Origin of the sequence: Microbacterium sp. Leaf161 (genome assembly GCF_001423645.1) — a bacterium.
GTDB lineage: Bacteria > Actinomycetota > Actinomycetes > Actinomycetales > Microbacteriaceae > Microbacterium > Microbacterium forte.
The window spans coordinates 1,546,894-1,572,145 of record NZ_LMOW01000001.1; the positions used below are offsets into that span (position 1 = coordinate 1,546,894).

General features: G+C 68.8%; 23 protein-coding genes. 16 read left to right on the top strand and 7 right to left on the bottom strand.

The window, feature by feature from the left end; all coding sequences use genetic code 11:
• Window positions 1–63: 63 nt before the first annotated feature.
• Complete coding sequence (locus ASF87_RS07600) at window positions 64–1,137, bottom strand: LacI family DNA-binding transcriptional regulator (RefSeq protein WP_056376403.1); 1,074 nt, start codon at window positions 1,135–1,137, stop codon at window positions 64–66.
• 196 nt (window positions 1,138–1,333) lie between these two features.
• Between ASF87_RS07600 and ASF87_RS07605 the strand changes: the two genes are divergently transcribed.
• The 11 genes from ASF87_RS07605 to ASF87_RS07660 all read left to right on the top strand — a co-directional run bounded on the left by ASF87_RS07605 (window position 1,334) and on the right by ASF87_RS07660 (window position 14,779).
• Entirely contained in the window at window positions 1,334–2,716 is a 1,383-nt protein-coding gene (locus ASF87_RS07605; RefSeq protein ID WP_056375356.1) for an ABC transporter substrate-binding protein, read from the top strand.
• Entirely contained in the window at window positions 2,716–3,654 is a 939-nt protein-coding gene (locus ASF87_RS07610) for a carbohydrate ABC transporter permease (protein ID WP_200933709.1), read from the top strand. The genes ASF87_RS07605 and ASF87_RS07610 overlap by 1 nt, the downstream gene beginning before the upstream one ends.
• 8 nt (window positions 3,655–3,662) lie before the next feature.
• Window positions 3,663–4,496, top strand: coding sequence for a carbohydrate ABC transporter permease (locus ASF87_RS07615; protein ID WP_056375357.1), 834 nt, complete (start codon window positions 3,663–3,665; stop codon window positions 4,494–4,496).
• 36 nt (window positions 4,497–4,532) lie between these two features.
• Window positions 4,533–6,101 carry a glycoside hydrolase family 32 protein gene (locus ASF87_RS17690; RefSeq protein WP_056375358.1) on the top strand — a complete coding sequence of 523 codons (1,569 nt, stop codon included), beginning with the start codon at window positions 4,533–4,535 and terminating at the stop codon, window positions 6,099–6,101.
• A gap of 131 nt (window positions 6,102–6,232) precedes the next feature.
• Entirely contained in the window at window positions 6,233–6,445 is a 213-nt protein-coding gene (locus ASF87_RS07625) for a heavy-metal-associated domain-containing protein (RefSeq protein WP_056376405.1), read from the top strand.
• Window positions 6,442–7,404 carry a hypothetical protein gene (locus ASF87_RS07630; RefSeq protein ID WP_056375359.1) on the top strand — a complete coding sequence of 321 codons (963 nt, stop codon included), beginning with the start codon at window positions 6,442–6,444 and terminating at the stop codon, window positions 7,402–7,404. The genes ASF87_RS07625 and ASF87_RS07630 overlap by 4 nt, the downstream gene beginning before the upstream one ends.
• 69 nt (window positions 7,405–7,473) lie before the next feature.
• Window positions 7,474–9,741: a heavy metal translocating P-type ATPase gene (locus tag ASF87_RS07635; protein WP_056375360.1), complete on the top strand. Its 2,268-nt coding sequence runs from the start codon at window positions 7,474–7,476 to the stop codon at window positions 9,739–9,741.
• Between the two features lie 95 nt (window positions 9,742–9,836).
• Window positions 9,837–11,948 carry a heavy metal translocating P-type ATPase gene (locus tag ASF87_RS07645; protein WP_164481680.1) on the top strand — a complete coding sequence of 704 codons (2,112 nt, stop codon included), beginning with the start codon at window positions 9,837–9,839 and terminating at the stop codon, window positions 11,946–11,948.
• 51 nt (window positions 11,949–11,999) lie between these two features.
• Entirely contained in the window at window positions 12,000–12,470 is a 471-nt protein-coding gene (locus tag ASF87_RS07650; RefSeq protein WP_056375362.1) for a hypothetical protein, read from the top strand.
• Between the two features lie 83 nt (window positions 12,471–12,553).
• Entirely contained in the window at window positions 12,554–13,144 is a 591-nt protein-coding gene (locus tag ASF87_RS07655) for a DUF305 domain-containing protein (RefSeq protein ID WP_056375363.1), read from the top strand.
• 150 nt (window positions 13,145–13,294) lie between these two features.
• Window positions 13,295–14,779, top strand: a complete 1,485-nt coding sequence (locus tag ASF87_RS07660) for a hypothetical protein (protein WP_200933712.1) — start codon at window positions 13,295–13,297, stop codon at window positions 14,777–14,779.
• 46 nt (window positions 14,780–14,825) lie between these two features.
• Here ASF87_RS07660 and ASF87_RS07665 read toward each other — a convergent pair whose 3' ends face one another.
• From ASF87_RS07665 to ASF87_RS07680, 4 genes are read right to left on the bottom strand one after another with little or no spacing between them, the layout of a single operon-like run.
• Window positions 14,826–15,878 carry an ABC transporter ATP-binding protein gene (locus ASF87_RS07665; protein WP_056375364.1) on the bottom strand — a complete coding sequence of 351 codons (1,053 nt, stop codon included), beginning with the start codon at window positions 15,876–15,878 and terminating at the stop codon, window positions 14,826–14,828.
• Complete coding sequence (locus ASF87_RS07670; RefSeq protein ID WP_082508800.1) at window positions 15,875–16,807, bottom strand: ABC transporter permease; 933 nt, start codon at window positions 16,805–16,807, stop codon at window positions 15,875–15,877. Before ASF87_RS07670 ends, ASF87_RS07665 begins: the two co-directional genes overlap by 4 nt.
• 4 nt (window positions 16,808–16,811) lie before the next feature.
• Entirely contained in the window at window positions 16,812–17,687 is an 876-nt protein-coding gene (locus tag ASF87_RS07675; protein ID WP_056375365.1) for an ABC transporter permease, read from the bottom strand.
• The gene (locus ASF87_RS07680) at window positions 17,684–18,925 is read right to left on the bottom strand and encodes an ABC transporter substrate-binding protein (RefSeq protein WP_157550025.1); all 1,242 of its coding nucleotides are present in this window, start codon (window positions 18,923–18,925) and stop codon (window positions 17,684–17,686) included. The genes ASF87_RS07675 and ASF87_RS07680 overlap by 4 nt, the downstream gene beginning before the upstream one ends.
• A gap of 75 nt (window positions 18,926–19,000) precedes the next feature.
• Here ASF87_RS07680 and ASF87_RS07685 point away from each other — a divergent pair, with 75 nt between their 5' ends.
• Window positions 19,001–19,720 (top strand): TVP38/TMEM64 family protein, encoded by a 720-nt coding sequence (locus ASF87_RS07685; RefSeq protein ID WP_056375367.1) that lies wholly within the window; start codon window positions 19,001–19,003, stop codon window positions 19,718–19,720.
• Complete coding sequence (locus ASF87_RS07690) at window positions 19,713–20,354, top strand: CDP-alcohol phosphatidyltransferase family protein (RefSeq protein WP_056376407.1); 642 nt, start codon at window positions 19,713–19,715, stop codon at window positions 20,352–20,354. Before ASF87_RS07685 ends, ASF87_RS07690 begins: the two co-directional genes overlap by 8 nt.
• Before the next feature lie 12 nt (window positions 20,355–20,366).
• Here the strand turns inward: ASF87_RS07690 and ASF87_RS07695 are convergent, their stop codons facing one another.
• On the bottom strand, window positions 20,367–21,857 hold the full coding sequence (locus tag ASF87_RS07695) for a dihydrolipoyl dehydrogenase family protein (protein ID WP_235558903.1): 1,491 nt from the start codon (window positions 21,855–21,857) through the stop codon (window positions 20,367–20,369).
• Window positions 21,858–21,895: 38 nt separating this feature from the next.
• Here ASF87_RS07695 and ASF87_RS07700 point away from each other — a divergent pair, with 38 nt between their 5' ends.
• Window positions 21,896–22,579: a class I SAM-dependent methyltransferase gene (locus ASF87_RS07700; protein WP_056375369.1), complete on the top strand. Its 684-nt coding sequence runs from the start codon at window positions 21,896–21,898 to the stop codon at window positions 22,577–22,579.
• A gap of 61 nt (window positions 22,580–22,640) precedes the next feature.
• Here ASF87_RS07700 and ASF87_RS07705 read toward each other — a convergent pair whose 3' ends face one another.
• The gene (locus tag ASF87_RS07705; RefSeq protein ID WP_056375370.1) at window positions 22,641–23,687 is read right to left on the bottom strand and encodes an NAD(P)-dependent alcohol dehydrogenase; all 1,047 of its coding nucleotides are present in this window, start codon (window positions 23,685–23,687) and stop codon (window positions 22,641–22,643) included.
• Window positions 23,688–23,812: 125 nt separating this feature from the next.
• Between ASF87_RS07705 and ASF87_RS07710 the strand changes: the two genes are divergently transcribed.
• Complete coding sequence (locus tag ASF87_RS07710) at window positions 23,813–24,202, top strand: ArsR/SmtB family transcription factor (RefSeq protein ID WP_056375371.1); 390 nt, start codon at window positions 23,813–23,815, stop codon at window positions 24,200–24,202.
• Between the two features lie 2 nt (window positions 24,203–24,204).
• Window positions 24,205–25,182: an SRPBCC family protein gene (locus tag ASF87_RS07715; protein WP_056375372.1), complete on the top strand. Its 978-nt coding sequence runs from the start codon at window positions 24,205–24,207 to the stop codon at window positions 25,180–25,182.
• Window positions 25,183–25,252: the final 70 nt, after the last annotated feature.

The following is a 25,252-nucleotide window of genomic DNA, read 5'->3' on the forward strand; positions in this document are numbered from 1 at the left end:
TCCTCTTCCGGACGGTCGCGGTGCCGGGAGATCTTCTCGGACGGTCCGTCCTCGGCTTCCAGCCTACGCCTCCGGAGAGGAGATGGATTCGTCTGAATGAATCTGCGAGGGTCGATCCAGGGTGCGTATCGAGGAGCGCTCGATGACCGGCATCGGAATGAGCACGGCGCCGAGCGGCCGCTCGCCGAGCAGCATCTCGACCGCGGTGCGCCCCATCACGTCGTAGGGGAGTCGCGCGGTCGTGAGCCCCGGACGCTGGAAGCTGGCGAGCTCCTCGTCGTCGAAGGAGGCGACGGAGATGTCGTCGGGCACGCGAAGCCCTCGCTCCGCGATCGCCTGATACGTGCCGAAAGCCACACCGTCGTTGCCGGCCAGGATCGCCGTGAGGTCGGGGTGCGCGTCGAGCATCTGCAGGGTGCGGGTGTATCCGATGTCGGGGTTCCACTCGGGGACGTCCATGATGAATGGCTCGACGTCGGCCTCGGCGAAGGCGGCGCGGATGCCGTCGAATCTCGGGCCGATGGTCACCGAGTGCAGGGGCGACGAGACCGCATGCGGGTTGTTGCCGATCACGCCGACGCGGCGGTGGCCGGCATCCGTGAGCAGGCGCGCCATCGCGTGGCCCGCGACGCGCTCGTCGGGGAGCACGGAGGGGTGCCCGGTCGTCGACGTGCCGTTGACGATCACGACCGGCACGTCGGCGGGTGTCTCGGGCACTTCGATCATGCGGGCGCCGAGGAGTCCGATCAGGATGCCGTCGACCCGGCGGTCGATCATCGCTTGGATCTCGTCGGAGATGGTGGCGTCGTCGCCCTCGGTCTCGGCGATCAGCACGGTGTGCCCGTGCTCCTTCGCCGCGGACAGCAGGCCCCGGATCATCTCGGAGGCGTAGCGGGTGACGGTGATCTGATCCGAGATGAAGCCGAGGGTCTTCGTCTTTCCCAAGCGCAGGCTCTGGGCCGCGGGATTCGGTCGGTAGCCGAGCTCCTCGGCGGCGGCGCGAACCCGACGAGCGGCATCGGCGGAGAGGCGCGAACCCGGCCGGTCGTTGAGGATCATGCTCACGGCGGTCTTCGACATGCCCGAGAGCGCGGCGACGTCGGCGAGCGTGGGCCTGCGATCGACCTTCTTCGGCACCGGCATCCTCCTGTCGTGACATCTCCAGCTTAGGCAGTGCACGTGGTGCCGCGGAACCGCGCCGGTTGAATTGATTTAGCAAAATCGTTGCGGCCGCCCATCGGCAATGCTAACCTCGGCGATGCTGAATCAATTTAGCTTCGTCGTCGGGACTCACTTGCCTCGCTGCGAAGTCATTCACTCAGGAGAGAACATCGTGGTTGATCTCACTCGCAGGGCTCTGCTCGGCGCGATCGGTCTGGGCATCGTGGGCACCGTCGTCTCGTGGCCGAGGCTCACCGGAGCCGACATCCCCGGCCGCGGCACAGACACTCTGACCGTCGCCCTCTTCGGCACCGCGCAGGACGCGGTGGCGCGTCAGGCGCTGGTCGACGGCTTCCAGCGCAAGCACCCCGGCATCACCGTGCGCATCGTGGCCATTCAAGGACAGGACTGGAGCGAGTACTTCGCGAAGATCCTCACGATGATCGCGGCGGGCACGCCGCCCGACGTCGTCACGGTGGCGACCGAGGGGGCGCAGCTCTTCGCGTCGCGCCTCGCGCATCCTCTCGACGAGTATGTGCGCCGCGACGCGTCGGAGATGCAGGAGTACTTCGACGACGTGAATCCGACCCTCATCGAGGCGTTCATGTACCAGGGCAGCCTGTTCCAGATGCCCGACAACTTCAATGCGGCGAACGTCTTCTACAGCACGAAGGCCTTGGAGCGCGCGGGGCTGGAACGCCCTGCCGACAACTGGACGCTGGAGGACTTCCTCGGCACCGCCCGCGCGATGAAGAAGAGCGCTTCGGGGCAGTTCCTGCCGTACTTCTGGAACAACCGGCTGTGGGGCGGCGTCGTCCCCTGGCTGTATGTCAACAACACGAGCTTCCTGCACGAGGAGAAGGCGAGCGGCGGCGACTGGCTGTGGGACCGCTTCTACCCCGGCCAGCCGGCCCGCAGCGGCGGCTATCTGTGGAAGCAGGCCGACGCGCTCAACGAGCACGCGATCGAGAGCTTCTCGGTGCTCGAGCGGATGGTCTCGGAGGGTCTCGCGGCGAACCCCGCACAGGGCGGCGGAAACGAGCTGGTCTCCCTGTTCTCCACCGGCTCGGTCGGGATGACCCCCGCGGGAGGCTTCTGGGTCAGCGGCCTCGAGGAAGCGGGCGTCGCGAACGACGCCTATGACGTGACCTACTTCCCCAGGATGTCGGGGCAACGGCACCAGTTCGGGGCGGGCGGCTACGCGATCATGGAGACCTCGCCCCGCAAGGACGAGGCATGGGAGTGGCTCAAGTACTGCGTCTCGGTCGAGGGCATGACGATCGCCCACCCGAAGCCCGACTCATCGCTCCCTCGTCGCTCCCTCAACGCCGAGCTCTATGGCGCGGGGGTGGGGCCTGCGCACTGGGAGGTCTTCTACGACACGCTCGACAGGTTCCCCGACACCGGTCCGATGCCGGCACCTCCCCAGCAGGCCGCCGTCGAGTCCGCTCTGCTCAAGAACGTGGTGTCGACCATCACGAACGGCCCATCCGGCGTCCGTCGAGGGCTCGAGACCATGCAGCGAGATCTCGAGCTCGCGCTGGGGGGAAACTGATGTCCGAGAACACCACCCGCACTCTCACCGTGCCGCCGGGGTCCCGGCGCGAGACCGGCACGGTCGCCCGCTCGGGGCGATCGATCATCTGGGTCTTCCTCGCGCCCACCCTCATCGGGCTCGGGCTGTTCAACTTCGTCCCGATCATCGGATCGTTCGTCCTGGCCTTCTTCCGCTGGGACATCATCTCCGACCCGGTCTTCGTCGGGTTCGACAACTTCGTCGACCTGGCGACCAACCCGACGGTGAGCGTGTCGTTCCTGAACACCATCGGCTTCGTCGTCGTCGCCGTCATCCTGCAGCTCGGGGTCGCACTGGTGCTCGCGGTGCTCGTCCAGTCGAGGATGCCGAGCTGGCTGCGCACCTTCTTCCGGTCGGCGCTGTTCTTCCCGCTGATCCTGTCGGCGGCATCCGTCTCGCTGATCATGGCGTACCTGTTCAACCAGGAGTTCGGCCTGGTGAATCAGACGCTGAATCTGATCGGCATCGCGGACGTCGGGTGGTTGACGACCGGATTCGGCGCGAAGGTCGTGGTGCTCCTGGTCTACGTGTGGCAGAACTTCGGGTTCACGTTCCTGCTCTTCATCGGAGGGCTCGCCGCGATCCCGAGTGAGGTCTACGAGGCGTCCTCACTCGACGGTGCGGCGGGATGGACCCAGTTCCGCATGATCACGCTGCCCCTGGTGAGTCCGACACTGCTCGTGGCATCCGTCATGGCGATCATCAACGCCCTGCAGATCTTCGACCAGCCCTGGGTGCTCACGCGCGGTGGCCCCGGTGACGAGACCCGCACGGCCGTGATGGTGATCTACGAGTCCGCGTTCCGACAGCTCGATTTCGGTGGAGCGTCGGCCATCGGCATCGTGCTGACCCTTCTCATCATGCTCGTCACGGCCATCCAGTTCCGGCTGAGCCGCCGATTCGTCTTCTACGGGTGAGGCCCATCATGACAACGACAGCGGTTACGAAGCGTTCCTGGCTCTACACCCTCGGCACGGGCGGCAAGTTCGCCCTGCTCGGACTCGCGGCTCTGCTGACCCTCGGGCCCGTCGTCTGGACCCTGATCACGGCGCTGTCGCCGACCGACAGCGCGACCCAAGAGGTCAACGTGGGTTTCGGCGCCTTCGCCGACGTCTTCACCAAGATCCCGATCTGGCTCTACGCGTGGAACAGCGCTCTGGTGGTGCTGCTGGTCGCTGCCGGCCAGATGCTCTCCGCCGCGATGGCCGGCTATGTGTTCGCGAAGTTCGAGTTCCGTCACAAGAGGCTGATGTTCGCGCTGATCCTCGCGACGATGATGGTTCCGCTGCAGGTGACGATCGTCCCGGTGTTCATGCTGGTGAGGGGCATGGGGCTCGCCGACACCCTGCTCGCGCTCATCGTGCCTGCGCTCCCCACCGCGTTCGGCACGTTCCTGATGCGGCAGTACTTCATGGGCATCCCGACCGAGCTGGGTGAGGCCGCGCAGCTCGACGGGGCCGGGCCCTGGCGCACGTTCTTCGGCGTCTATCTGCCGCTGGCCACCCCCGGGCTCGCGATCGTCGGCATCCTCGCCTTCAACTATCACTGGAACGAGTTCTTCCGACCTCTCATCATGACCATCAGCGATCAGAACTTCACGCTGCCACTCGGCCTGGTGACGCTGCAGGGCAACCTCGGCACCGGCAGCGTCTCGACGGTGCTCGCCGGTGTGATCCTCTCGATGATCCCCGCACTCCTGGTGTTCTTCTTCGGGCAGAAGCCTCTGCGCGAAGGACTCACGGCGGGCGTCGGCAAATGACGCACGCCCCCATCAAGTAGAAAGACGACTGCCCCGGTGACCCCCACTGACCTTCCCCCGGTCCGCACCATGAGCCCGCGACTGCACTTCGCTCCGCGCAACAACTGGATGAACGACCCGAACGGTCTCGTCTTCCACCACGGTCTGTACCACCTGTACTTCCAGTACAACCCGCAGGGCGGCGAGCACGCCCACCTCAGCTGGGGCCATGCGACGAGCACCGACCTCGCGCGATGGACCGAGCACGAGCCGGCGATCCTCTGGGACGACACGGAGCAGATCTACTCCGGCTCCGTCGTGGTCGATCACGGCAACACCTCAGGGTTCGGCACGGTCGAGGAGCCCCCGCTGGTGGCGCTCTATACGGCGGCCGCGGACGAGCACCAGGCGCAGGCGCTCGCGTACAGCACCGACGGCGGATACGTCTGGACGAAGTATCGGGGCAACCCGGTGCTCGACCGGGGCACGAGCGACTTCCGTGATCCGAAGGTGTTCCGCTACGACGACGGAGGCGACGGCTACTGGGTCATGGTCGCGGTCGAGGCAGAGGACCGCCAGGTGCTGTTCCACCGCTCCGACGATCTCAAGACGTGGACCTATCTGTCGTCCTACGGTCCGGCCGGCCCCGTCGGCGGGGTCTGGGAGTGCCCGGACATGTTCAGGCTGGCGGTCGACGGTGACGAGGCCGATGCGCGGTGGGTGCTGCTCATCAGCCTCAACCCGGGAGGCATCGCGGGAGGCTCGGGAACCCATTACGTCGTGGGTGATTTCGACGGCACGACCTTCCGGCCGACTGCGCCCCTTCCTGCTCCCGCGCCGGAGCTCCTGGTCGACCGCAGTCAGTCGCGTGACGAGCTCGAGGCGTTCGGCTGGATCGACTTCGGCCCCGACTGCTACGCCGGCGTCACGTTCGACGGCCTCGCCGCGCACCAGCGGACGCTGATCGCCTGGATGGACAACTGGCAATACGCAGGCAGCATCCCGCACGATGACTCCTCCGAGTACCGCAGCGCGATGACCCTTCCGCGCAGGCTCTCGCTCGCCCGCGACCGCAGCGGCGCGGTGCGTCTGCGGCAGGCGCCGGCGATCGAGGTCGGGCCTGACGAGATCACCGAGCTCGGCTCGCTGACGGGTCGTGTCGCTGTGGCCGCGGGCCTGGTGGGTGCGGGGTCGACGGATGCTGCGCTGGCGGATGCTGCGCTGGCGGATGCGGCACTGGCGGATGCGGTGCGGATCCGTGTCACGGCGACGTTCGGCGACGCCGACAGCGTCGAACTGCGCATCGGGGCCGCGGATGCCGGCGAGGTCGTCATCCGGCAGAGCCACGCGAGCGGGCGCATCGACGTCGTCCGACCCGACGTGGTTCCGCCCGCGGGGGTGGGCGGGTCGATGTCGATGCCCGTCGCGCGCGCGGGCGAGATCGCCTGGGAGATCTGGATCGACGCGCTGAACGACCGGGTGGCGTCGCTGGAGCTGTTCGCGGAAGACGGCGATCGGGTGCTCACCGCGCTGATCCCCGCCTCCTCGCATCGCACCTGTTCGCTGGCGGCCGTGGGGGGAGCGCTGCGCGAGGTGCGCGTCGCCGTCGCAGAGGAGGCGTACTGACCTAGCGGCACGACCTCGCGCGCGACAGCTGCGGTCGCGCCAAGTCATCGACCCATCGCGGAATACCCCGAGAGGGTATACGCTTGTTCTTAATACCCCCCAGGGGTACTAGAACGAGAGAGGGAGACATGATGACGAAGAACGAGTTCCAGGTGACGGGCATGACCTGCGGCCACTGCGAGATGTCGGTGCGCGAAGAGGTCTCCGAGATCCCCGGCGTCGAAGACATCCAGGTGAGCGCGCAGACCGGAAAGCTCGTCGTCACCGGCTCGGCAGCGCTCGACGATGCGCAGATCCTGGCCGCCGTCGCAGAGGCAGGCTATTCGGCGGTGCGGACGGCATGAACGCCGGCGCACGGCTCGGCCTGTTCGGGGCGGGCCTCGTGGTGGCGTTCGGCGCGGCCTTCGGGCTGGCCGGCGTCATCGTTCCCGCGAGCGCGGTCAGCGACTGGACGAAGGGTGCGGAAATGGATGATCACGATGGTCACGCCGAGAGTGCTGTCGGCGCGGATGACTCGGCGAGTGCCGCCGCAGTCGACCTGAAGGGCCTGTCGCTCGGTCTCGACGGCTATGTGCTGTCGCCGATCGAGGCGCCGGCATCCCCCGGTGAACCCGGTGCGCTGGCGTTCCGGATCGACGACGCCAACGGCGTCCCCGTCACGGACTATGCGACGGCGCACGACAAGGACCTGCACCTGATCGTGGTGCGCTCGGACGGGAGCCGGTTCCGTCATGTCCATCCGGTGCTCGACGCGGCCACGGGAACGTGGTCCCTGTCGTGGGAGTGGACGGAGGCCGGAACCTATCGCGTGTTCGCGGACTTCACCCCGGCAGGTGCCGATGCCTCATCGCTCACGCTGACTCGCACGGTTCAGGTGGCGGGCGAGTTCGCACCCGTCGCGCCGCAGCCGACCCGCGTCGCGCAGGTCGATGGCTTCACGGTCTCGCTCGACGGCGACCTCGAAGCAGGAGTGGCGAGCGATCTCACCTTGACGGTCACACAGGACGGTCGCCCGGTCACCACCCTGGAGCCGTATCTCGGCGCGTTCGGCCACCTGGTGGCGCTGCGCGACGGCGACCTCGCGTACCTGCACGTGCACGCCGCGGGTGACGAGCCCGAAACGGGCGAGACGTCGGGGCCCGAGATCGAGTTCGCCGCAGAGGCCCCGACCGCGGGGCGGTATCTGCTGTACCTCGACTTCCAGGTCGACGGCACCGTGCATACGGCCGAGTTCGTGCTCGATGCCGCTCACGCACAGGGCGTGACCGAAACCGAGGGCGATTCGCACGACGACGGACACTGACCGTCAGCCGTCGTCCCTGCCGCAGCTGATCGCTGCGGCCCACAGCCACAAGCCAGAGAAGGAACGAACATGAGCACGTCAGCACCTGCGAACGCAGGGACCGGAGTCGAACTGGAGATCGGCGGCATGACCTGCGCCTCCTGCGCGATGCGGATAGAGAAGAAGCTGAACAAGCTCGATGGTGTCGTGGCGACCGTCAACTACGCGACCGAGAAGGCGAAGGTCACCGTGCCGGACGGGTATGACCCGGCGGCGCTGATCGCGGAGGTCGAGAAGACGGGGTACTCCGCGTCGATCCCCGCCCCGAAGGGCTCGAAGAACGACGTCGGTTCAGCCGGGGATGCCGACTCGGATCCTGAGCTGCGGTCGCTGCGCAACCGTCTGATCGGCGCGATCGTGCTGACCGTGCCGGTGATCGCGATGGCCATGATCCCGGCGCTGCAGTTCACGTACTGGCAGTGGGCCTCGCTCGCACTCGCGGCCCCCGTGATCCTGTGGGGTGCCTGGCCCTTCCACCGGGCGGCGTGGATGAATCTCAGGCACGGCACCGCGACGATGGACACGCTCATCTCCCTGGGCACATCGGCCGCATTCCTGTGGTCGCTATACGCGCTCTTCTTCGGCACGGCCGGAACTCCCGGCATGACCCACCCGTTCGAGTTCGCACTCGCCCCCTCCGACGGGGCGGCGAACATCTACCTCGAGGTCGGTGCCGGGGTGACGATGTTCATCCTCGCCGGGCGCTACTTCGAGAAGCGGTCGAAGAAGCAGGCCGGCGCAGCCCTGCGCGCGTTGCTCGAGCTCGGCGCGAAGGACGTCGCCGTGCTGCGCGGTGGCGTGGAGACGAAGATCCCGGTCGAGGATCTGCAGGTGGGAGACGAGTTCGTCGTGCGGCCGGGCGAGAAGATCGCGACCGACGGCGTCGTGGTCTCGGGCACGTCTGCTGTCGACGCATCGATGCTCACCGGTGAAGCGGTGCCTGTCGAGGTCGCAGAGGGCGACGCCGTCACCGGTGCCACGACCAACGTCGGCGGCCGGCTCGTCGTGCGCGCCACCCGGATCGGCTCTGACACGCAGCTGGCGCAGATGGCCCAGCTCGTCGAAGACGCTCAGACGGGTAAGGCCGAGGTGCAGCGTCTCGCCGACAGGATCTCGGGCGTCTTCGTGCCGATCGTGATCGTGATCGCCGTCGTCGCCCTCGGTGGCTGGCTCGGCGCGGGGTTCCCCGTGACCGCGGCGTTCACTGCGGCGGTGGCCGTGCTCGTGATCGCGTGCCCGTGCGCGCTGGGCCTGGCGACCCCCACCGCGCTGCTGGTCGGCACCGGGCGGGGTGCGCAGATGGGAGTGCTCATCAAGGGGCCGGAGGTGCTGGAGTCCACCCGCACGGTCGACACCGTCGTGCTCGACAAGACGGGCACGGTGACCACCGGCAAGATGACGCTCGTCGACGTGTTCGTCGAGCCCGGCACCGACCGCGCGGAACTCCTGAGTCTGGCCGGCGCGTTGGAGGAAGCCTCGGAGCACCCGATCGCCCAGGCCATCGCCAAGGGTGCGACCCAGGAGGTCGGGACTCTGCCGACGCCCGAGGACTTCGCGAACATCGAGGGCAAGGGAGTGCAGGGGATCATCGACGGTCACGCCGTGCTCGTCGGACGGGATTCGCTCCTCGCCGAGTGGTCGCAGACGCTGAGCCCCGAGCTCGCGTCGACGAAGGCCCGCGCCGAGGGCGAGGGCAAGACCGTCGTCGCGGTGGGCTGGGACGGGCAGGCGCGCGGCATCCTGGTCGTTGCCGACACGGTGAAGCCGAGCAGCGCCGAAGCGATCGCCCAGTTCACGGCGATCGGGCTGACCCCCATCCTCCTCACCGGCGACAACGCCGCGGTCGCCAGGCGCATCGCGGCAGAGGTCGGGATCGACCAGGTCATCGCCGAAGTCCTGCCGAAGGACAAGGTCGACGTCGTCACGCGACTGCAGCGCGAGGGAAAGGTCGTCGCGATGATCGGTGACGGCGTCAACGACGCCCCCGCACTCGCGCAGGCCGACCTCGGCATCGCGATGGGCACCGGGGCGGACGTCGCGATCGAGGCATCCGACATCACCCTGGTGCGCGGAGACCTGCGCAGCGCGGTCGACGCGATCCGACTGTCGCGAAAGACCCTCGGAACCATCAAGACCAACCTGTTCTGGGCCTTCGCCTACAACGTCGCGGCCATCCCTGTCGCCGCGCTCGGAATGCTCAACCCCATGCTGGCCGGCGCAGCGATGGCACTGTCGAGCGTCTTCGTCGTCGGCAACAGCCTGCGCCTGCGGGGGTTCCGGAGTGTCATCCCGCGGTGACACGCATGGTTTCTCGCAGCGACGCGGAGCCAGGCCTGATTCACTTATCCGTCCGCACCCGGCTCGACCCCGGGCGCATCGAACAAGGAGTTCTGATGAGCCAGCACGACGAGCACACCCATCACGCCGTGAACGAGAATCACGGCACCGCGCCGACGGTGCAGCACGACCACGCGGCTATGAGCCACGACCACGGCGCTCCTCAAGAACACGCCGGTCACGGCGGTCACGCGGACCACGGCGATCACGTGGGCCAGTTCCGGCGGTTGTTCTGGATCATGCTGATCCTTGCGGTCCCCGTTGTCGGGTTCTCGACGATGTTTTCGATGATCCTCGGGTACTCGTTGCCAGAGGCCGCATGGGTCGGGTGGGTATCCCCGGTTCTCGGAACCGTCATGTACGTGTGGGGTGGGGCCCCGTTCCTCACCGGCGCGGTGAGTGAGCTCCGTGCACGCAAGCCCGGAATGATGCTGCTGATCGCCCTGGCGATCACGGTGGCGTTCCTCGCGTCATGGGGCGCGAGTCTCGGGCTGCTCCATCACGAGCTGGACTTCTGGTGGGAGCTGGCGCTGCTGATCGTGATCATGCTGCTCGGTCACTGGATCGAGATGCGATCCCTCGCACAGACGACCTCAGCGTTGGACTCGTTGGCTGCGTTGCTGCCCGATGAGGCGGAGAAGATCGAGGGCGATACGACCGTCACGGTCGCCCCGTCTGATCTGCTGGTGGGAGACGTGGTGGTGGTGCGCCCCGGCGGGCGGGTCCCCGCGGACGGACGGATCGTGCAGGGCTCGGCCAGCATGGACGAGTCGATGATCACCGGCGAGTCCCGGCCCGTGCGCCGCAGCGACGGCGACCAGGTCATCGCCGGCACCGTCGCTACCGATTCCGGTGTGCGGGTCGAGATCACCGCTATCGGTGAGGACACTGCTCTCGCGGGAATCCAGAAGCTGGTGACCGAGGCGCAGAATTCATCCTCGCGGGCGCAGCGACTCGCTGACAAGGCGGCGGGATGGCTGTTCTGGTTCGCGCTCGGCGCTGCCGCGATCACCGCCATCGTCTGGACCGTCGTCGGCATGCCCGACGCCGCCGTGATCCGCACGATCACCGTGCTGGTGATCGCCTGCCCGCACGCGCTCGGTCTGGCGATCCCGCTCGTCGTGTCGATCGCGACAGAGCGCGCTGCCCGTGGGGGCGTGCTGATCAAGGACCGTCTCGCGCTGGAGAGTATGCGCACCGTCGATACCGTCCTGTTCGACAAGACCGGCACCCTCACCAAGGGCACCCCCGCGGTGACCGCGATCGACCCGGTCGCCGGGACCGATCCCGACCAGCTGCTGGCGTGGGCCGCTGCCGCGGAGGCCGACTCCGAGCACCCTCTCGCTCGCGCGATCGTGAACGCGGCGAAGGAGAAGACCCTCACGGTCCCCTCGTCAGCCGACTTCGAATCCTCCCCGGCGGTCGGGGTCCGTGCACGTGTCGACGGACACGTCGTGCAGGTGGGTGGCCCCTACATGCTCGAGCAGGGGCACGCCTCCGAGCTGCCCGTTGCCGATGAGTGGCGTGACGAGGGTGCGATCATCCTCCACGTGCTCGTCGACGGACAGGTCGCCGGAGCGCTGCGCTTGGCGGATGAGATCCGCTCGGAGTCACGTCACGCAGTCGACGCCCTCCACCAGCGCGGCGTGCAGGTGGTCATGATCACCGGTGACGCCGACGCGGTTGCCGCCTCGGTGGCGGGAGATCTCGGCATCGACCGGTACTTCGCCGGCGTCCGACCCGAAGACAAGGCCTCGAAGGTGAAAGAGCTGCAGAACGAAGGCCGCAGGGTTGCGATGGTCGGAGACGGTGTCAACGACGCCCCCGCCCTCGCGCAGGCAGACGTCGGTATCGCCATCGGCGCCGGGACGGATGTCGCGATCGCCTCCGCCGGCGTCATCCTCGCCAGCGACGACCCCCGGTCGGTGCTCGCGGTGATCGAGCTGTCACGCGCCAGCTACCGCAAGATGAAGCAGAACCTCTGGTGGGCCGCCGGCTACAACCTTCTCTCCGTCCCACTCGCCGCCGGCGTGCTCGCTCCCATCGGGTTCGTGTTGCCGATGTCCGTGGGCGCGGTACTGATGTCCCTGTCGACGATCGTGGTCGCTCTCAACGCGCAGCTGCTGCGCCGGTTGGATCTGCGCCCGGATGCCGTGATCGGGAACTGACGAGAACCGCAGAGGGTGACCGTCGTAGGCTGGGCAGAACGGGAGGTGAGTATGTCGCTGATCGATGTCGCGCGACAGGTGAGCGGACCGCGCACGCTCACCCGCGCCGTCCTGGCCGCCCTCGTGATCTCCCTGGGAATCATCGCCGGGCTCCTCGCGATGCACTCCTTCAACTCGCACGCAACGACAGCCGGTCATCATGGCACGGTTGCTGTCAGCGCGCAGTCCGGAGCATCCGAGCATCATCATGACGCCGCATCCGCCGCATCCGCCGCCCTGCTGCCGAGCTCACCGGCGACAACCGAAGGGTGTGCGACGTGCGGTGGCGGCGACCCGATGACGTGGATGGCGTGCGTGCTCGCACTGCTGGTCGCCACCATCTTGTTCAGGCGGGCAGGGCTCGGCTGGAGACACACTCCGCTGACCGTGATCCCGGCCACCACGACGCCCCAGTGGCACGCTCGTGCTCACGACCTTCCGCCACCCCCCTCTCTCACGGTTCTCTGCATCAGTCGCACGTGATGACGCGCCAGCCTGCTCAGCAGGCAACGCACACCTGGCACCGGCAACCGTCGGGCCTCATCACCGACCCTTGGAGAACACTCATGAAAATCCGCCCCGCGGCGATCGCCGCGCTCATGCTCACCGCACTTCTCGCGCTTTCCGGATGCGTCGTCACCACCGGCTCCGACAACGGCATGGATGGCATGCATGGCGGCAGCGGCTCCTCTGCATCCGCCGACGCGAACACCGAAGACATCATGTTCGCCCGCATGATGATCGAGCACCACGAGCAAGCCGTCGAGATGTCCGACACCATCCTCAGTAAAGAGGGCATCGACGAGCGCGTCGTCTCGCTAGCCGAAGAGATCAAGGCCGCTCAAGAGCCCGAGATCCAGACGATGGATCAGTGGCTCGAAGAGTGGGACGCCGACATGGGCAACATGGGCGGCATGGACCATGGCGACGGCATGATGTCCGACGAGGACATGCAGGCCCTCGACGATGCCACGGGCGCCGAGGCGAGCCGTCTGTTCCTCGAGCAGATGATCGAACACCACGAAGGCGCCATCGATATGGCGCAGGACGAAGTCGACGACGGTCAGAACAGCGACGCCGTCGCACTGGCTGAGACGATCATCGACACGCAGACCACAGAGATCGCGACGATGAAGGCCATCCTCGCGACCCTGTGATCCATGAGCGGGGTGCGGGATCTACCGCGCCCCGCTCGACCGGACGTGATGCGAGAATCGGATGCAATCCGAGATCGGTTCGGCGTCGAACAACTCTCGGACATCGAGCCCGTCGACGGTGCGGACGCTCGCCTGGTCGAGAGGAAGCCCATGAGACTCGCACAGACGCTCAAGCGGATCGAGCTCGAGACGCGCCCGATCCATCCCGAGACGCGCCGCGCTCTCGCCATCCGCTGGTCGGAGCTGCCAGAGCATGCGAAGACGCCGAACCAGCTCCTCGGACGCTGCGCCGTGGGATGCGAGGGAACGCACGGCGTCTTCCCCAAGTGCAACCTCACGTGTTCGCCCTGCTACCACTCGGCTGACGCCAACAAGGTGCGCATCGACGGCGACCACACGGTCGACAACGTCGCGCGACAGATGTCCTACCTGCGCCAGGTGCGGGGGCCGCGAGCTCACGCGCAGCTGATCGGCGGCGAAGTCAGCCTGCTGTCGGCCGAAGACCACGCCCAGGCGCTTCTCGCCATGCGAGCGGTCGGGCGCGAGCCGATGTCGATGACCCACGGTGACTTCGAATACGACTACCTCCTCGACGTGGTGCTCGACGAGGATCGCAAGCCGAGGTTCGACAAGGTGTCGTTCGCCGCCCACTTCGACTCGCTCATGCGGGGGCGCAAGGGTGCGGTGCGGCCGCACAGCGAGGCCGAGCTCAATCCGTTCCGCGAGAAGTTCGCGCAGATGTTCATCGATCTCAAGCGCGACCACGGCGTCGACAGCTACCTCGCGCACAACATGACCGTCACGCCGTCGAATGTCGACGAGGTCGAGCAGGTCACCCGCGACGTGCTCGAGATGCCGTTCGACATGATGTCCTTCCAGCCGGCCGCGTTCATCGGCGACGATCGGCGGTGGCGGGAGGACTTCGGCGAGGTCACGATCGACGCCGTGTGGGAGCGGATCGAGGCGGGTGCGGGGCACAAGCTGCCCTGGCAGGCGACGCAGTTCGGCGACCCGCGGTGCAACCGGTCGACGGTCGGCGTGCGTGTCGGCGGCGGTTTCGCGGCGCTGCTCGACCCCGACGACCCGAAGGACATCGCGGCGCGCGACCGATTCCTCGACCACTTCGGCGGCATGATCTTCGGCGGCATCCCGAAGCCGGTGCTCGTGGTGAAGGTCGTCCGTGCGATCGCCGGCCACCCGGGCGACATCCCTCCGCTCTTCGGTCTCGCCCGACGCGTGCTCCGCCGTGCCGGCGGACTGCGTCGCGTGCTGCGTGAGGCACGCCGAGGCAAGGTCTCGTTCAAGACCTTCGTGGTGCACAACTTCATGGATGCCGAGCAGGTCGATCCTGCGTGGAAGCTCATGGAACAGGGCATCGTCGCCGACGACCCGCTGCTCAAGGAGACGCAGGAGCGCCTCGGCTCGTGCATGTACGCGATGGCGCACCCGGAGGACGGGCGCCTGGTTCCGGCGTGCGTGCAGCACTCCGTTCTCGACCCGATCGAGAACATCGAACTGCGACGACTGCTGCCGATCCCCTCGGTCCGCGACGGCGCCGAACCGCAGGTGGTCTCTCGGCCTTCAGGTCTCACGGGCGTGCGGGAGACGGGCGCGTCCCGAGCCACCACCCGCTGATCCGCGACGGCCGTCTGCGCCGAGGAGCCCGGCGTCGGCGGCGGGATCAGCCGGCGATCACGTGCACGGCGGTGGTCGGCAGCCCGAGCCGCACACGGTCGCCGAGCTGACACCGCTGCGTCGGTGGCGCCTCGGCATGCAGCGCGGCGCCACCGCAGCGCACGACGATGTCGGACCGCGCACCGGTCACCCGGACCGACTCCACGACGCCCGAGATCGCGCCCGACGGGGCCGCCCGATCGCCGTCGTCTGCGAGCACGGCCACGTCCTCCTGCCGGATCACGAGGGTTCCGGCACCTGTCGGTGTCTCAGGCGGCACCGGCACCGAGCCGAGCGCGCTGTGGTGACGCCCGTCGCGAACCTCGCCGACGATCGCGTTCCGACCTCCCATGAGCTGCGCCGCTCGCAGATTCTGCGGCTGGCGGTACGCCTCGCGCACGGTGCCCTCGTGCAGCAGCACGCCGTGCTCGACCAGGGCGATGCGATCCGACGCCCGTGCCGCCTCGTCTCGATCGTGTGTGACCAGCACGATGGTGGGCGAGACCGCGCGGCGCACGGCCTCGAGAAGGTCGTGCATGTCGCTGCGCAGCGCGGGATCGAGAGCGCTGAACGGCTCATCGAGCAGCAGCACCGACGGCTCAGCTGCGAGAGCCCGAGCGATCGCGACCCGCTGCTCCTGACCACCTGACAGCTCGCCGACCCGGCGCTCGCCGAACCCCTGCAGCTGCACCATCTCGAGGTAGTCGTCGGCGCGGGATCGCGCTGCCCTGCGGCTCATGCCCGATACGCGGTCGGAGAACGCGACGTTGTCGAGGATCGAGAGGTGCGGGAACAGCAGCGAGCGCTGGAAGACCATCCCGACTCCGCGACGCTCCGCCGCGACCCCGGCGACATCCGTGCCGCCGATGCGCACCGTTCCGGCATCCGGGTCTTCCAGTCCGGCGATGACGCGCAGCAGGGTGCTCTTGCCCGACCCGCTGGGGCCGAGCACGGCCGTGCAGGTGCCGGCGGCCACCGTGAGAGAGAAGGCCCGCAGTGCAGGCGTCGGCGAGCCGGGGAATCTCTTGTCGAGTCCGTCGAGGACGAGGTCGGCGCTCACGCGGAAGCTCCTGGGGTCGTGGGGTGGGAAGACGAGGCGGCGGAGGTGGTGTTCGGGGGAGCGGATGGCCTGCGGCGCCTTCCGCCAGCGGCTCGGCCGGATCCACGCAGGGTCAGGACGCCGACGAGGAGGAGCACCGGGGGGATGACCGCTCCGAGGGACATGACGGCGACGGCGGCGTCGTTGCCGAGACCGGCGGCGGCTCCTGCCACGATCAGCGGAAGGGTGACGAGCTCGCCGCCGCCGACGATGACCGTCACGATGTAGTCGCTCCATGCGACGAGGAATGCGAGGAACGCGGCCCGCGCGAGCGCGGGGGCGATCATCGGCAGGTGCACGCGGCGCAGCACTTGAGAGGGCGTGGCGCCGAGCAGTCGCGCCTCCTCTTCGTATGACAGGTCGTAGGCGCCGTACGCCGCGCGCATCACGAACGTCGTGTACGGCAGAGCGAGCACGACGAGCACCAGGACCACGCCGACGATCGGAGGCACATATGCGCGCAGCAGCAGCACGTTGACGCCGAGGACCGCGGCGAACGGTGGCAGGGCGATGGGTGCGAGCAGCAGCGCCGAGACCGTGCGAGGGAAGGGGACGGTGCCGAAGGTCAGCGCCCGCGCGGCGAGGGCGCCGAGCGGTGTGGCGACCGCGGCGACGACCGATCCGAGCAGCACGGACCGGGCGAATCCCGGCACCAGGCCGAAGCCCAGAGCCTCCTCGAGGCCCTGCACTCCCCATGCCGTGGGCAGGGGAGACGGAAACGACCAGGCGTCGGCGGACGCCCAGAGCACGAGGGGGAGGAACGGCAGGGCGAACCAGGCCACCAGCAGCATCGTCAGCGCCACGCGGATGACACGGCCGGCGCCTCGTGGCGTGGTGAGGGTGCTCTGCATGGTGGGGGTGCTCTGCATCGGCAGGGTCGGCGATGGCATCCGATCACCGCCAGACGGCCGTGCGCCGGAGCGCCGCGAAGGTGAGGGCCACGACGGCGAGCGAGATCGCGCAGGTCACGAGCGCGACGGCCGCTGCCTCGGGACGAGATGCCAGCGAGACGCCCTGGAACAGCCGCACGGCGAGCACGGGCAGTGGCTCGGGGTAGGTGCGACCGAGCAGCCACGCCACCTCGTACGACCCGAGAGCGTAGACGAAGCTGATCGCGGCGCAGATGACGATCGTCGGCGCGGTCAGGGGCAGCAGCACATGACGGAAGCGCCGCCACCGGCCGGCGCCGAGCAGCGCGGCCGCCTCGTCGTAGGTGGCGATCCGGGTGGCGAGGGTGCCCGTGACGACGAGCGCGACGAAGGCGGACTCCTTCCAGGCGAACTCGGCAATCACGGCACCCCACAACGGACCCCCCACCCAGGGCGCCCACGACTCGGGCGGGATCCCGAGCAGTCGGGGCAGGACGCCAGCGTCGGAGAGCAGCAGCCCGATGGTGGCGGCGCCGATGAGGTGCGGCACGGTCACGGTCGTCGCGCCGAGGGCGGCGAGCAGGCGACTGCCCTCGCGACCGGACGCGATGACGACCGCAGCGCCCGTGCCGATGACGACGGCGATCACGGTCGACGCCGCGGCGACGGCGATCGACACCCCCGTCGCGGCGGCGAGGTCGCGCGGGTGCGCGAGGAAGGCGTCGATCCCGGGGGTCACGGGTCCCGCGATGGGCATGAGTCCGAGGGCCTGGAGCAGCGTGGCGCCGATGCCGCCGCCCACCACGAGCAGCGTCACGAGGGCGGCGGGGAGCACCAGCAGCGTGCCGCGGAGGAGCTGACGGGCGCTCCCACGACGGCGCGCCACCGGCGCGAAGCTCATCGGTCGAGCACGCCCGTCCGCCAGCCCTCATCGAGCGCGGGGACCCACTCGGCAGCGAGCTCACCGTGCGCGTTCTCGGAGAGCACCTCGTACCCTGGCACGACCGGCGACGTCGGGAGGGCGTCGAACAGGGCGCGGTCGTCGTCCGGCAGGCTCTCGATATCGAGCACCGTGAACTGGCCCCACACGTCGGGCTGGGCCTTCGCAGCCTGCTGCTCCGCCGAGAGTGCGACGTTCGCAACGACCATCGCCCCCGCGATCGAGTCGGAGTTGGCGGGCAGGCCGAGGAAGCTCGCGTTGCCCACGGTGCCGTCCTCGAGCGGCAGCACGGTGGTCTCCGGCGGGTACGTCCCGTCGGCGACGAGATCGGTGAGTGTCGCGGGCCCGTAGGTCATCGTCATGTCGATCTGACGGTCGGCGAAGAGCTGACCGAGCTCGGCTTCGTTCGCGGGATACGTGTCACCGCCGCGCCACAGGCTCGGGGCCAGTTCGCTCAGTCGGTCGTAGAGAGCAGGGCTCAGCTCGTCGAAGGCCTCGTCCGAGTACGCCGCGGGCACCTCGTCGGCGCCGCCCGAGACGCTCGCCAGCACCTCGCGAACGAACACCGAACCGGTGAAGTCCGGCGGGGCGGGGTAGGTGAAGCGTCCGGGGTGGGCTTCGGCCCAGTCGAGCACCCCGGCGAGGGTCGTCGGCGGGTCGGGGATCGCCTCGGCGTTGTAGGCGAGCGTGAACTGCGCCTTGTGCCACGGGGCTTCGCAGCCGTCGACGGGCGTGCCGAAGTCCGACTGCAGCAGCGGGTCGTCGGGATCGGTGGCAGCCATCGACGGCAGCAGGTCGGTCCAGTCGCACAGCCAGGCATCGGCCTCCTTGCCGGTGCGGAAGTTGTCGCCGTTGACCCAGATGAGGTCGACCGTGCCGTCGGAGCGGCCGGCCTGGATCTCGGTGAAGACGCGGTTCAGCGCATCTCCCGTATCGGTCACGGGCACGCGCTCGAGCGTCACTCCGTACTCCGCGACGGCCGGGGTGAGGATGTCGTCGACGTAGGCGTTGCCCTGGTCGTCGCCGCCGTACATCCACAGCTGCACGGTCTGACCCTCGGCATCCGCGAGCACGGCATCCCAGTCGTCGTATGCCGTCGACGCGCTGCTCTCGGGTGCCGCGCAGGCCGTGAGGGCGAGCAGCGGCACGGCGAGAGCGAGGGCTGCGGTTCTCCGAGGTCGTCGTGCGATGCTGCTCATCAGGGGTTCCTCGCTTCGGAATCGGTGTATCGGCATATCGCGCCGGGCTAGGGTATAGGAGTCGGGGAGGATGCTGTGGACGCTGGTGATTCGCGTGTCAGAGACGCCCCCTCGAAGCGGTCGGCGATCGTCCGCCTCGTGCTTCTCCTCCTGTTCGTCGCCCTCGTCGGAACGGTTGGGTATTTCCTCGCTCCGAGCGACATCGACGCGGTGCGTGACTGGGCGGCGAGCCTCGGACCGGGCGGCGCGCTGCTCTTCGTGGCGGGGTACGCCGCCCTCACGCTGACACCGGTGCCCAAGAATCTGCTCACGATCGCGGCGGGTCTCGTGTGGGGATTCTGGCTCGCCCTGGTGCTCGTCTACGTCGGTGCCCTGCTGGGCGCCGCCGCGTCGTTCGTGATCGGTCGAGCGCTCGGCAGAGAGGCGGTCGAGCGGCTCACCGGGGCTCGGGTCGTGCGCCTCGACGCCGCCCTCGCGCACCGCGGATTCCTCGCCGTCCTCGGCGCTCGACTGGTGCCGATCATCCCGTTCACGCTCATCAACTACGGCGCGGGGCTGACGGCGGTGCGACGACGCGACTACGCGCTGGGCACGGCCATCGGCATCCTCCCCGGGTCCGCCGCCTATGTGGCGCTCGGCGCGTTCGGACTCGAGCTCGGACCGCCCTTCTGGATCGCGGTGGCCGTGCTGGGCGTGCTCATCCTCGGCGGCGTCGTGACGGCGGCGATCCTGCGCCGCGGGAACGGCGACCGCTCGTCGTCGGCGCAGAGGACTGCGAGTGGCCACGATGCTTGACCGTTCTCTGCGGGCCGTGCTCGCCCGACCACTCGAGGTGACGGCCGCCGCCCTCGACCGCCCGGGGATCACTCCCGACCGCCTGACGGTGCTCGGACTCGCGCTCGGCGTCGCATCCGCCGTCACAGCCGGGTTCCAGTTGTGGTGGGTCGCCCTCGTGCTCTGGCTCGTTTCGCGGATCGCGGACGGTCTCGACGGCACCCTCGCCCGACGCCGCCGACGGCTGGCCGAGTCGCAGGGGCGGGACTCCGCGCCCTCCCACGCGGGCGGATTCCTCGACATCACCGCCGACTTCGTCGTCTACGGTGCCACGGTCGTCGGGGTCGCCTTCGGTGCCACGGCGCAGTTCGGCGCTCCGTGGTGGCCGTTCCTGCTGGTGCTCCTCGTCTACTACGTGAACGGCACGGCCTTCCTCGCCTTCTCCTCGATCGCCGAGCGCACCGGGCGAACGATAGACGACGGGCGGTCGCTCTCCTTCCTCGGGCGGATAGCCGAGGGCACCGAGACCATCGCCGTGCATGCGCTGTGGCTCATCCTGCCGTTCTGGGCGTGGCAGATCGCGTTGGTGTGGGCGCTCTTCGTGGCCGTCAGCGCTGTGCAGCGCATCGTCGTCGGCTACCGCAGCCTGCGCTGAGTCGGGCAGGGCTCAGCCGCGGCGACGATGGATGCGGCTCAGGACGCGGATGCCGAATGCGACGGCCCCGCCGCGAAGGCCGCGCTGCGCCTCCTTCACGACGGCATTCCACCCGGCGTCGGAGTAGCTCGGGTAGGCGTGCATCGTCGTGGCCAGCGTGCGCACGTTCATGCCGGTCTTCACCGCCACGGTGTACTCCGCGAGCGACTCTCCGGCCCGCGGTCCGACGATGACGGCGCCGGTGACGCGGCCTCGCCGGTCGACGACGATGCTCGTGAAGCCGTCGGTGTGCCCGTCGGCGATCGCCCGATCGAGATGAGCGTGGGAATGCACGACCACTCGCATCCCGCGTCCAGGTGCATCGTCCGGCGTGATGCCGACGGCCGCGACCTCGGGCGAGGTGAACGTGATGCGTGGCACGACATCGGCGTCGATCCTGCGGGAGAGCCCGAGCACGGCGTTCGTCGCGGCGACGCTGCCGTACATGCCGGCGGTGTGCGTGAACCGCGGCAGCGGGGTCACATCACCGGCGGCACGGATGCGCGGGTTCGACGTGCGCAGCGAGGCGTCGACGTCGACGGCTCCGCGGCGATCGAGGCGCACACCGGCTGCCGACAGTTCGAGGTCTCCGGCCTCGACGCGACGACCCAGTGCGGCCAGCGCTCGATCGAATGCGACCTGCGTGCCGTCGCTCAGCGTCGCGGTTCCTGACGGGGAGGGATCGTCGTCGGACCCGGCGGAATCGAAAGAGCGCACGGTCGTGCCGAGGCGCACGTCGACGCCGTCGGCCCGCAGCGCTGCGAGGACCACGGCGCTCGCCGCGGCATCCTCCTTCGGAAGCAGCCGATCACCGCGGTGCACCAGCGTGACCGCGCTGCCCAGACGCGCCATCGCCTGTGCGATCTCGCAGCCGATCGCGCCGCCGCCCTGCACCAGCAGCCGCGCGGGCAGTTCCTCCAGATCCCAGAACGTCTCGTTCGTCAGCACGTCGATCGACGCCTCGCCCTCGACGGACGTGCGCACCGGCGTGCTTCCCGCGGCGATCAACGCGTCACGGAACGCGATGCGTTCACCGCCGACCACGACGGATCGAGGGCCGTCGAACCGCGCGCGTCCGACGAGCGTGTGGACGCCGTCTCGGTTGAGCGTCTCGGGGGAGTCGACGGGCTCGATGTCATGGATCGCGGAGTGCACGTGCTGCATGACGGCGGGGAAGTCGACCCGGATCTCGCCCGCGGTCACGCCCAGTCCTGCACTGCTGCGCGCGGCGTGCGCGGCGGCGGCCGACGCGATGAGCGCCTTCGACGGCACGCAGCCGGTGTGCAGGCATTCGCCGCCGAACCGGTGCGCCTCGACCAGCAGCACGCGCGCGCCGAGCGCGGCCGCGGTGCGCGACCCGACGAGTCCGGCGCTGCCGGCTCCGATCACGACCAGGTCCCACATGCGTCCGCCTGCTTCACGTGCGGTCAGTGCGCGCGCCGGTCTGCGAGAAGGGGTGCTCATGCCTGAAGCCTAGAGTGGACCCGGAAGCGGGAGGGCGGATGGCGGCATTGATGCGGCGCTACGGCGTGGGTGCGCGGTGGTACGACGTGCTCTCCGGTGAGCGCCCGGTGTATCGGGCCGGACGCCTCGCGGGGATCTCGCTGCTCGACCTGAGCCCCGGCGACGCCGTCGTCGACCTCGGATGCGGCACCGGTCTGAACTTCGCGCTGCTGCTCGACGCGACGGGGCCGTCGGGGGTCGTGATCGGCATCGATCGCAGCGCCGAGATGCTGGCCGTGGCCCAGAGGCGGATCGACCGGGAGGGCTGGGGGGACAGGGTGCGCCTGATCCGTGCGGATGCGGCAGAGCTGCAACCCGAAGCGGTGACTCGGACCGTGACCGAGCTGCGCGGCGGTGGCGACGGACGTGCGGATGCCCTGCTCGCGACCTACTCGCTCAGCGTGATCACCGAGCGAGAAGCGGCCTGGCGTCGAGCGCGGGCGTGCCTGCGCCCCGGCGCACGGGCGTGCATCGTCGACATGCAGCCGCCGCACGGGTTCTGGCGTGTGCTCTCACCGCTGGCGCGTCTGGCCTGCGCGACGGGCGGGGCAGACATCTCGGCACGGCCGTGGCGGATGCTCGAGCGCGATGCCGTCGACCCCGCGTCGGTGCGCCGGGTCGAGCGCAAGGGCGGGCACATCGTCGCGGTCGTTGCGACGGTCGACGGCGGTTCGCCGCTCTGACCTGACCGAGGGGTGACCGGAGCGCCGTGCGGTCGGTGCCCGACCGCACGGCGCTCGTGCGTCACGGGACGATGACTGCGCGACCGCGGATGCTGTTCGCGGCGAGATCCTCGTAGGCCTTCGGGCCGTCGTCGAGCGAGTAGGTCTCGGTCTGCACGTGGATCTTGCCCGCGCGGGCGAGGTCGAGGACCTCGATCAGCTCGGAGCGGGAGCCCCAGTAGGGGATGCGCACGGCCGCGTCGTAGGCGATCGAGCCGAAGCCGAGGCTCATGGTCCCGCCGCCGATGCCGACGATCGTGACGTCGGAGTCCAGCGCCGCCACGCTCTGCGCGAGCGCCATCGTCGGGTTCGCGCCGACGAAGTCGAACACGGCGTTCGCGCCCAGGCCGCCGGTGATCTCGCGGATCTTGTCGGCGGCGGAGGCATCGCTGATCAGCACGTGATCGGCGCCGACCTCTGTGGCGAGTGCCAGCTTGGTGTCGTTCACGTCGAGGGCGATGACCGTGGCACCCGAGATCGCCTTCAGGATCTGGATGCCGACGTGGCCGAGGCCGCCGGTGCCGATGACCACCGCGAAGGTGCCTGCACCGAGCTTCGGGAGTGAGCGCTTGATCGCGTGGTACGGGGTGAGGCCGGCATCCGTCAGCGAGACGTTCTGAACGGGGTCGAGGTCGCCGAGCGGCACGAGGTGGCGGGCGTCGTCGACGATCATGTACTCGGCCATCGAGCCCTGGCTGCCGAGACCGGGAGGGCGGATGCCCTCAGCGGCGGCGTTCGTGCAGTAGTTCTCCATGCCCTGCGAGCAGTTGTGGCAGCGTCCGCAGCCCCACGGTCCGTAGACCGCGACGGCGTCTCCGACCTTCAGCGTCGAGTCGACGCCCTCACCGATCTCGTGCACGATGCCGGTGCCTTCATGACCGAGCGTCAGCGGCAGCGGGTAGCTCTGCTCGAGGTAGTCCTTCTCGGGGAGGCCCATGACGTAGTCGTCGGAGTGGCAGACGCCGCCCGCTGTGACCTTGAGCAGAACCTGGCCCGGCCCCGGCTTCGGAATCGGGATGTCGACGACGACGGGGGGCTTGCCGATCTCGACGTAACGGAGAGCTTTCATGTGATTCTTCTTCCTGGCGCACGAGCGGTCTGCCGCGCGGTGCGGAAGGCGGGAGCGCTCGAACCTGCCACTTCAATTATCGAACCTGTTGACATCCGGTCCGCCCGGATCTAACGTACAACCAAATGGTTGCACAAAGAGAACTGAGCGAAGCGGAGGTCGACCGTGTGTTCCACGCACTGGCGACGTCGACCCGGCGAGACATCCTGCGCCGGACGATCGAGCGGGAGCAGTCCGTCTCGACCCTCGCCTCCGAATACGAGATGTCGTTCGCCGCGGTGCAGAAGCACGTGGCCGTGCTCGAAGCAGCGAATCTCATCGTCAAGCGCGCCGAGGGACGCGAGCGGCTCGTCCGCGCGAACCCCGAGATGATCGCCCGCGCCAGGGCGCTGCTCGCCCGATACGAAGAGCTGTGGCGGTCGCGCATCGCCCGACTCGACGAGCTGCTGGCCGAGACGCCGGCACCCACCGCTGATAACAGCACCGAAGATCCACGAAACGAAGAAGGAGCCTGACAATGCCTGTCACCGATGTCACCACTGATGCCGAGAACCTGACCATGACGGTTCTCGCAGATTTCGCCGCCCCTGTCGAGCGGGTCTGGGACGCCTACAGCGACCCGCGTCAGCTCGAGCGCTTCTGGGGCCCTCCCGGATGGCCGGCCACGTTCACGAAGTGGGACCACACGGTGGGCGGCAAGGCCAACTACACCATGAACGGCCCCCGCGGCGAGAAGGCCTCGGGCACGTGGGAGTTCCTGCGCATCGATGCCCCGCACGGCTTCGAGGTGCTCGACGCGTTCGCCGACGAAGAGGGCACGCCCGACCCCGACCTGCCCTCCATGCGCATGGTGTTCACGTTCGAGCCCACGGCAGACGGCACGCGGATGGTCACCACGAGCTACTTCAGCTCGGCCGATGCACTCGAGCAGGTCGTGTCGATGGGCGCGGTCGAGGGCACGAAGCTCGCGATGAGCCAGCTCGACGCGGTTCTGCAGGACCTCCGCGACTACGCGCAGGGCAAGGGCACGCAGGTCGAGCTGCTTGACGACACCCACGTGCGCATCACGCGTCTCGTCGAGGGGCCGCGCGAGCTGGTGTGGCGTGCGCACAACGATCCCGAACTCATGAAGCAGTGGCTGCTGGGCCCCGACGGGTGGGAGATGACCGAGTGCGTCGTCGCGACCGAGGTGGGTCAGACCTACCGCAACTCGTGGGCGCCCGTGGGTGACACCGAGGGGCAGGCGTTCGGATTCGAGGGCGAGGCGCTGCTCATCGACGCGCCCCGGCGTTCGGTGCAGACCGAACGGATGGTCGGGATGCCGGTCGAGACGCTGAACGACCTGAACCTCTATGAAGAGGACGGTGCGACGCTGATCACGCTCTACATCGAGTACCCCGACAAGGAGACGCGCGACATGATCCTCGCCACCGGCATGGCCGACGGCATGGAGACCTCGTACGCACGCCTCGAGCGGGAGCTGCTCGCGGTCTGACGTTCACAATTCAGCAGGAGGAGGCGGTTCTCGCGAGAACCGCCTCCTTTCTGCTGGCTTGCCGGCTCTC

What these genes read in the sequence shown, in the direction of transcription:
- ASF87_RS07625 (WP_056376405.1), top strand. Translation starts at nt 6,233, where the DNA reads ATGACGAAGAACGAGTTCCAGGTGACGGGCATGACCTGCGGCCACTGC.
- ASF87_RS07615 (WP_056375357.1), top strand. Translation starts at nt 3,663, where the DNA reads ATGACAACGACAGCGGTTACGAAGCGTTCCTGGCTCTACACCCTCGGC.
- ASF87_RS07660 (WP_200933712.1), top strand. Translation starts at nt 13,295, where the DNA reads ATGAGACTCGCACAGACGCTCAAGCGGATCGAGCTCGAGACGCGCCCG.
- ASF87_RS07630 (WP_056375359.1), top strand. Translation starts at nt 6,442, where the DNA reads ATGAACGCCGGCGCACGGCTCGGCCTGTTCGGGGCGGGCCTCGTGGTG.
- ASF87_RS07680 (WP_157550025.1), bottom strand. Translation starts at nt 18,925, where the DNA reads ATGAGCAGCATCGCACGACGACCTCGGAGAACCGCAGCCCTCGCTCTC.
- ASF87_RS07650 (WP_056375362.1), top strand. Translation starts at nt 12,000, where the DNA reads ATGTCGCTGATCGATGTCGCGCGACAGGTGAGCGGACCGCGCACGCTC.
- ASF87_RS07670 (WP_082508800.1), bottom strand. Translation starts at nt 16,807, where the DNA reads ATGCCATCGCCGACCCTGCCGATGCAGAGCACCCCCACCATGCAGAGC.
- ASF87_RS07675 (WP_056375365.1), bottom strand. Translation starts at nt 17,687, where the DNA reads ATGAGCTTCGCGCCGGTGGCGCGCCGTCGTGGGAGCGCCCGTCAGCTC.
- ASF87_RS07705 (WP_056375370.1), bottom strand. Translation starts at nt 23,687, where the DNA reads ATGAAAGCTCTCCGTTACGTCGAGATCGGCAAGCCCCCCGTCGTCGTC.
- ASF87_RS07710 (WP_056375371.1), top strand. Translation starts at nt 23,813, where the DNA reads ATGGTTGCACAAAGAGAACTGAGCGAAGCGGAGGTCGACCGTGTGTTC.
- ASF87_RS07655 (WP_056375363.1), top strand. Translation starts at nt 12,554, where the DNA reads ATGAAAATCCGCCCCGCGGCGATCGCCGCGCTCATGCTCACCGCACTT.
- ASF87_RS07635 (WP_056375360.1), top strand. Translation starts at nt 7,474, where the DNA reads ATGAGCACGTCAGCACCTGCGAACGCAGGGACCGGAGTCGAACTGGAG.
- ASF87_RS07715 (WP_056375372.1), top strand. Translation starts at nt 24,205, where the DNA reads ATGCCTGTCACCGATGTCACCACTGATGCCGAGAACCTGACCATGACG.
- ASF87_RS07700 (WP_056375369.1), top strand. Translation starts at nt 21,896, where the DNA reads ATGGCGGCATTGATGCGGCGCTACGGCGTGGGTGCGCGGTGGTACGAC.
- ASF87_RS07690 (WP_056376407.1), top strand. Translation starts at nt 19,713, where the DNA reads ATGCTTGACCGTTCTCTGCGGGCCGTGCTCGCCCGACCACTCGAGGTG.
- ASF87_RS07610 (WP_200933709.1), top strand. Translation starts at nt 2,716, where the DNA reads ATGTCCGAGAACACCACCCGCACTCTCACCGTGCCGCCGGGGTCCCGG.
- ASF87_RS07645 (WP_164481680.1), top strand. Translation starts at nt 9,837, where the DNA reads ATGAGCCAGCACGACGAGCACACCCATCACGCCGTGAACGAGAATCAC.
- ASF87_RS07695 (WP_235558903.1), bottom strand. Translation starts at nt 21,857, where the DNA reads ATGAGCACCCCTTCTCGCAGACCGGCGCGCGCACTGACCGCACGTGAA.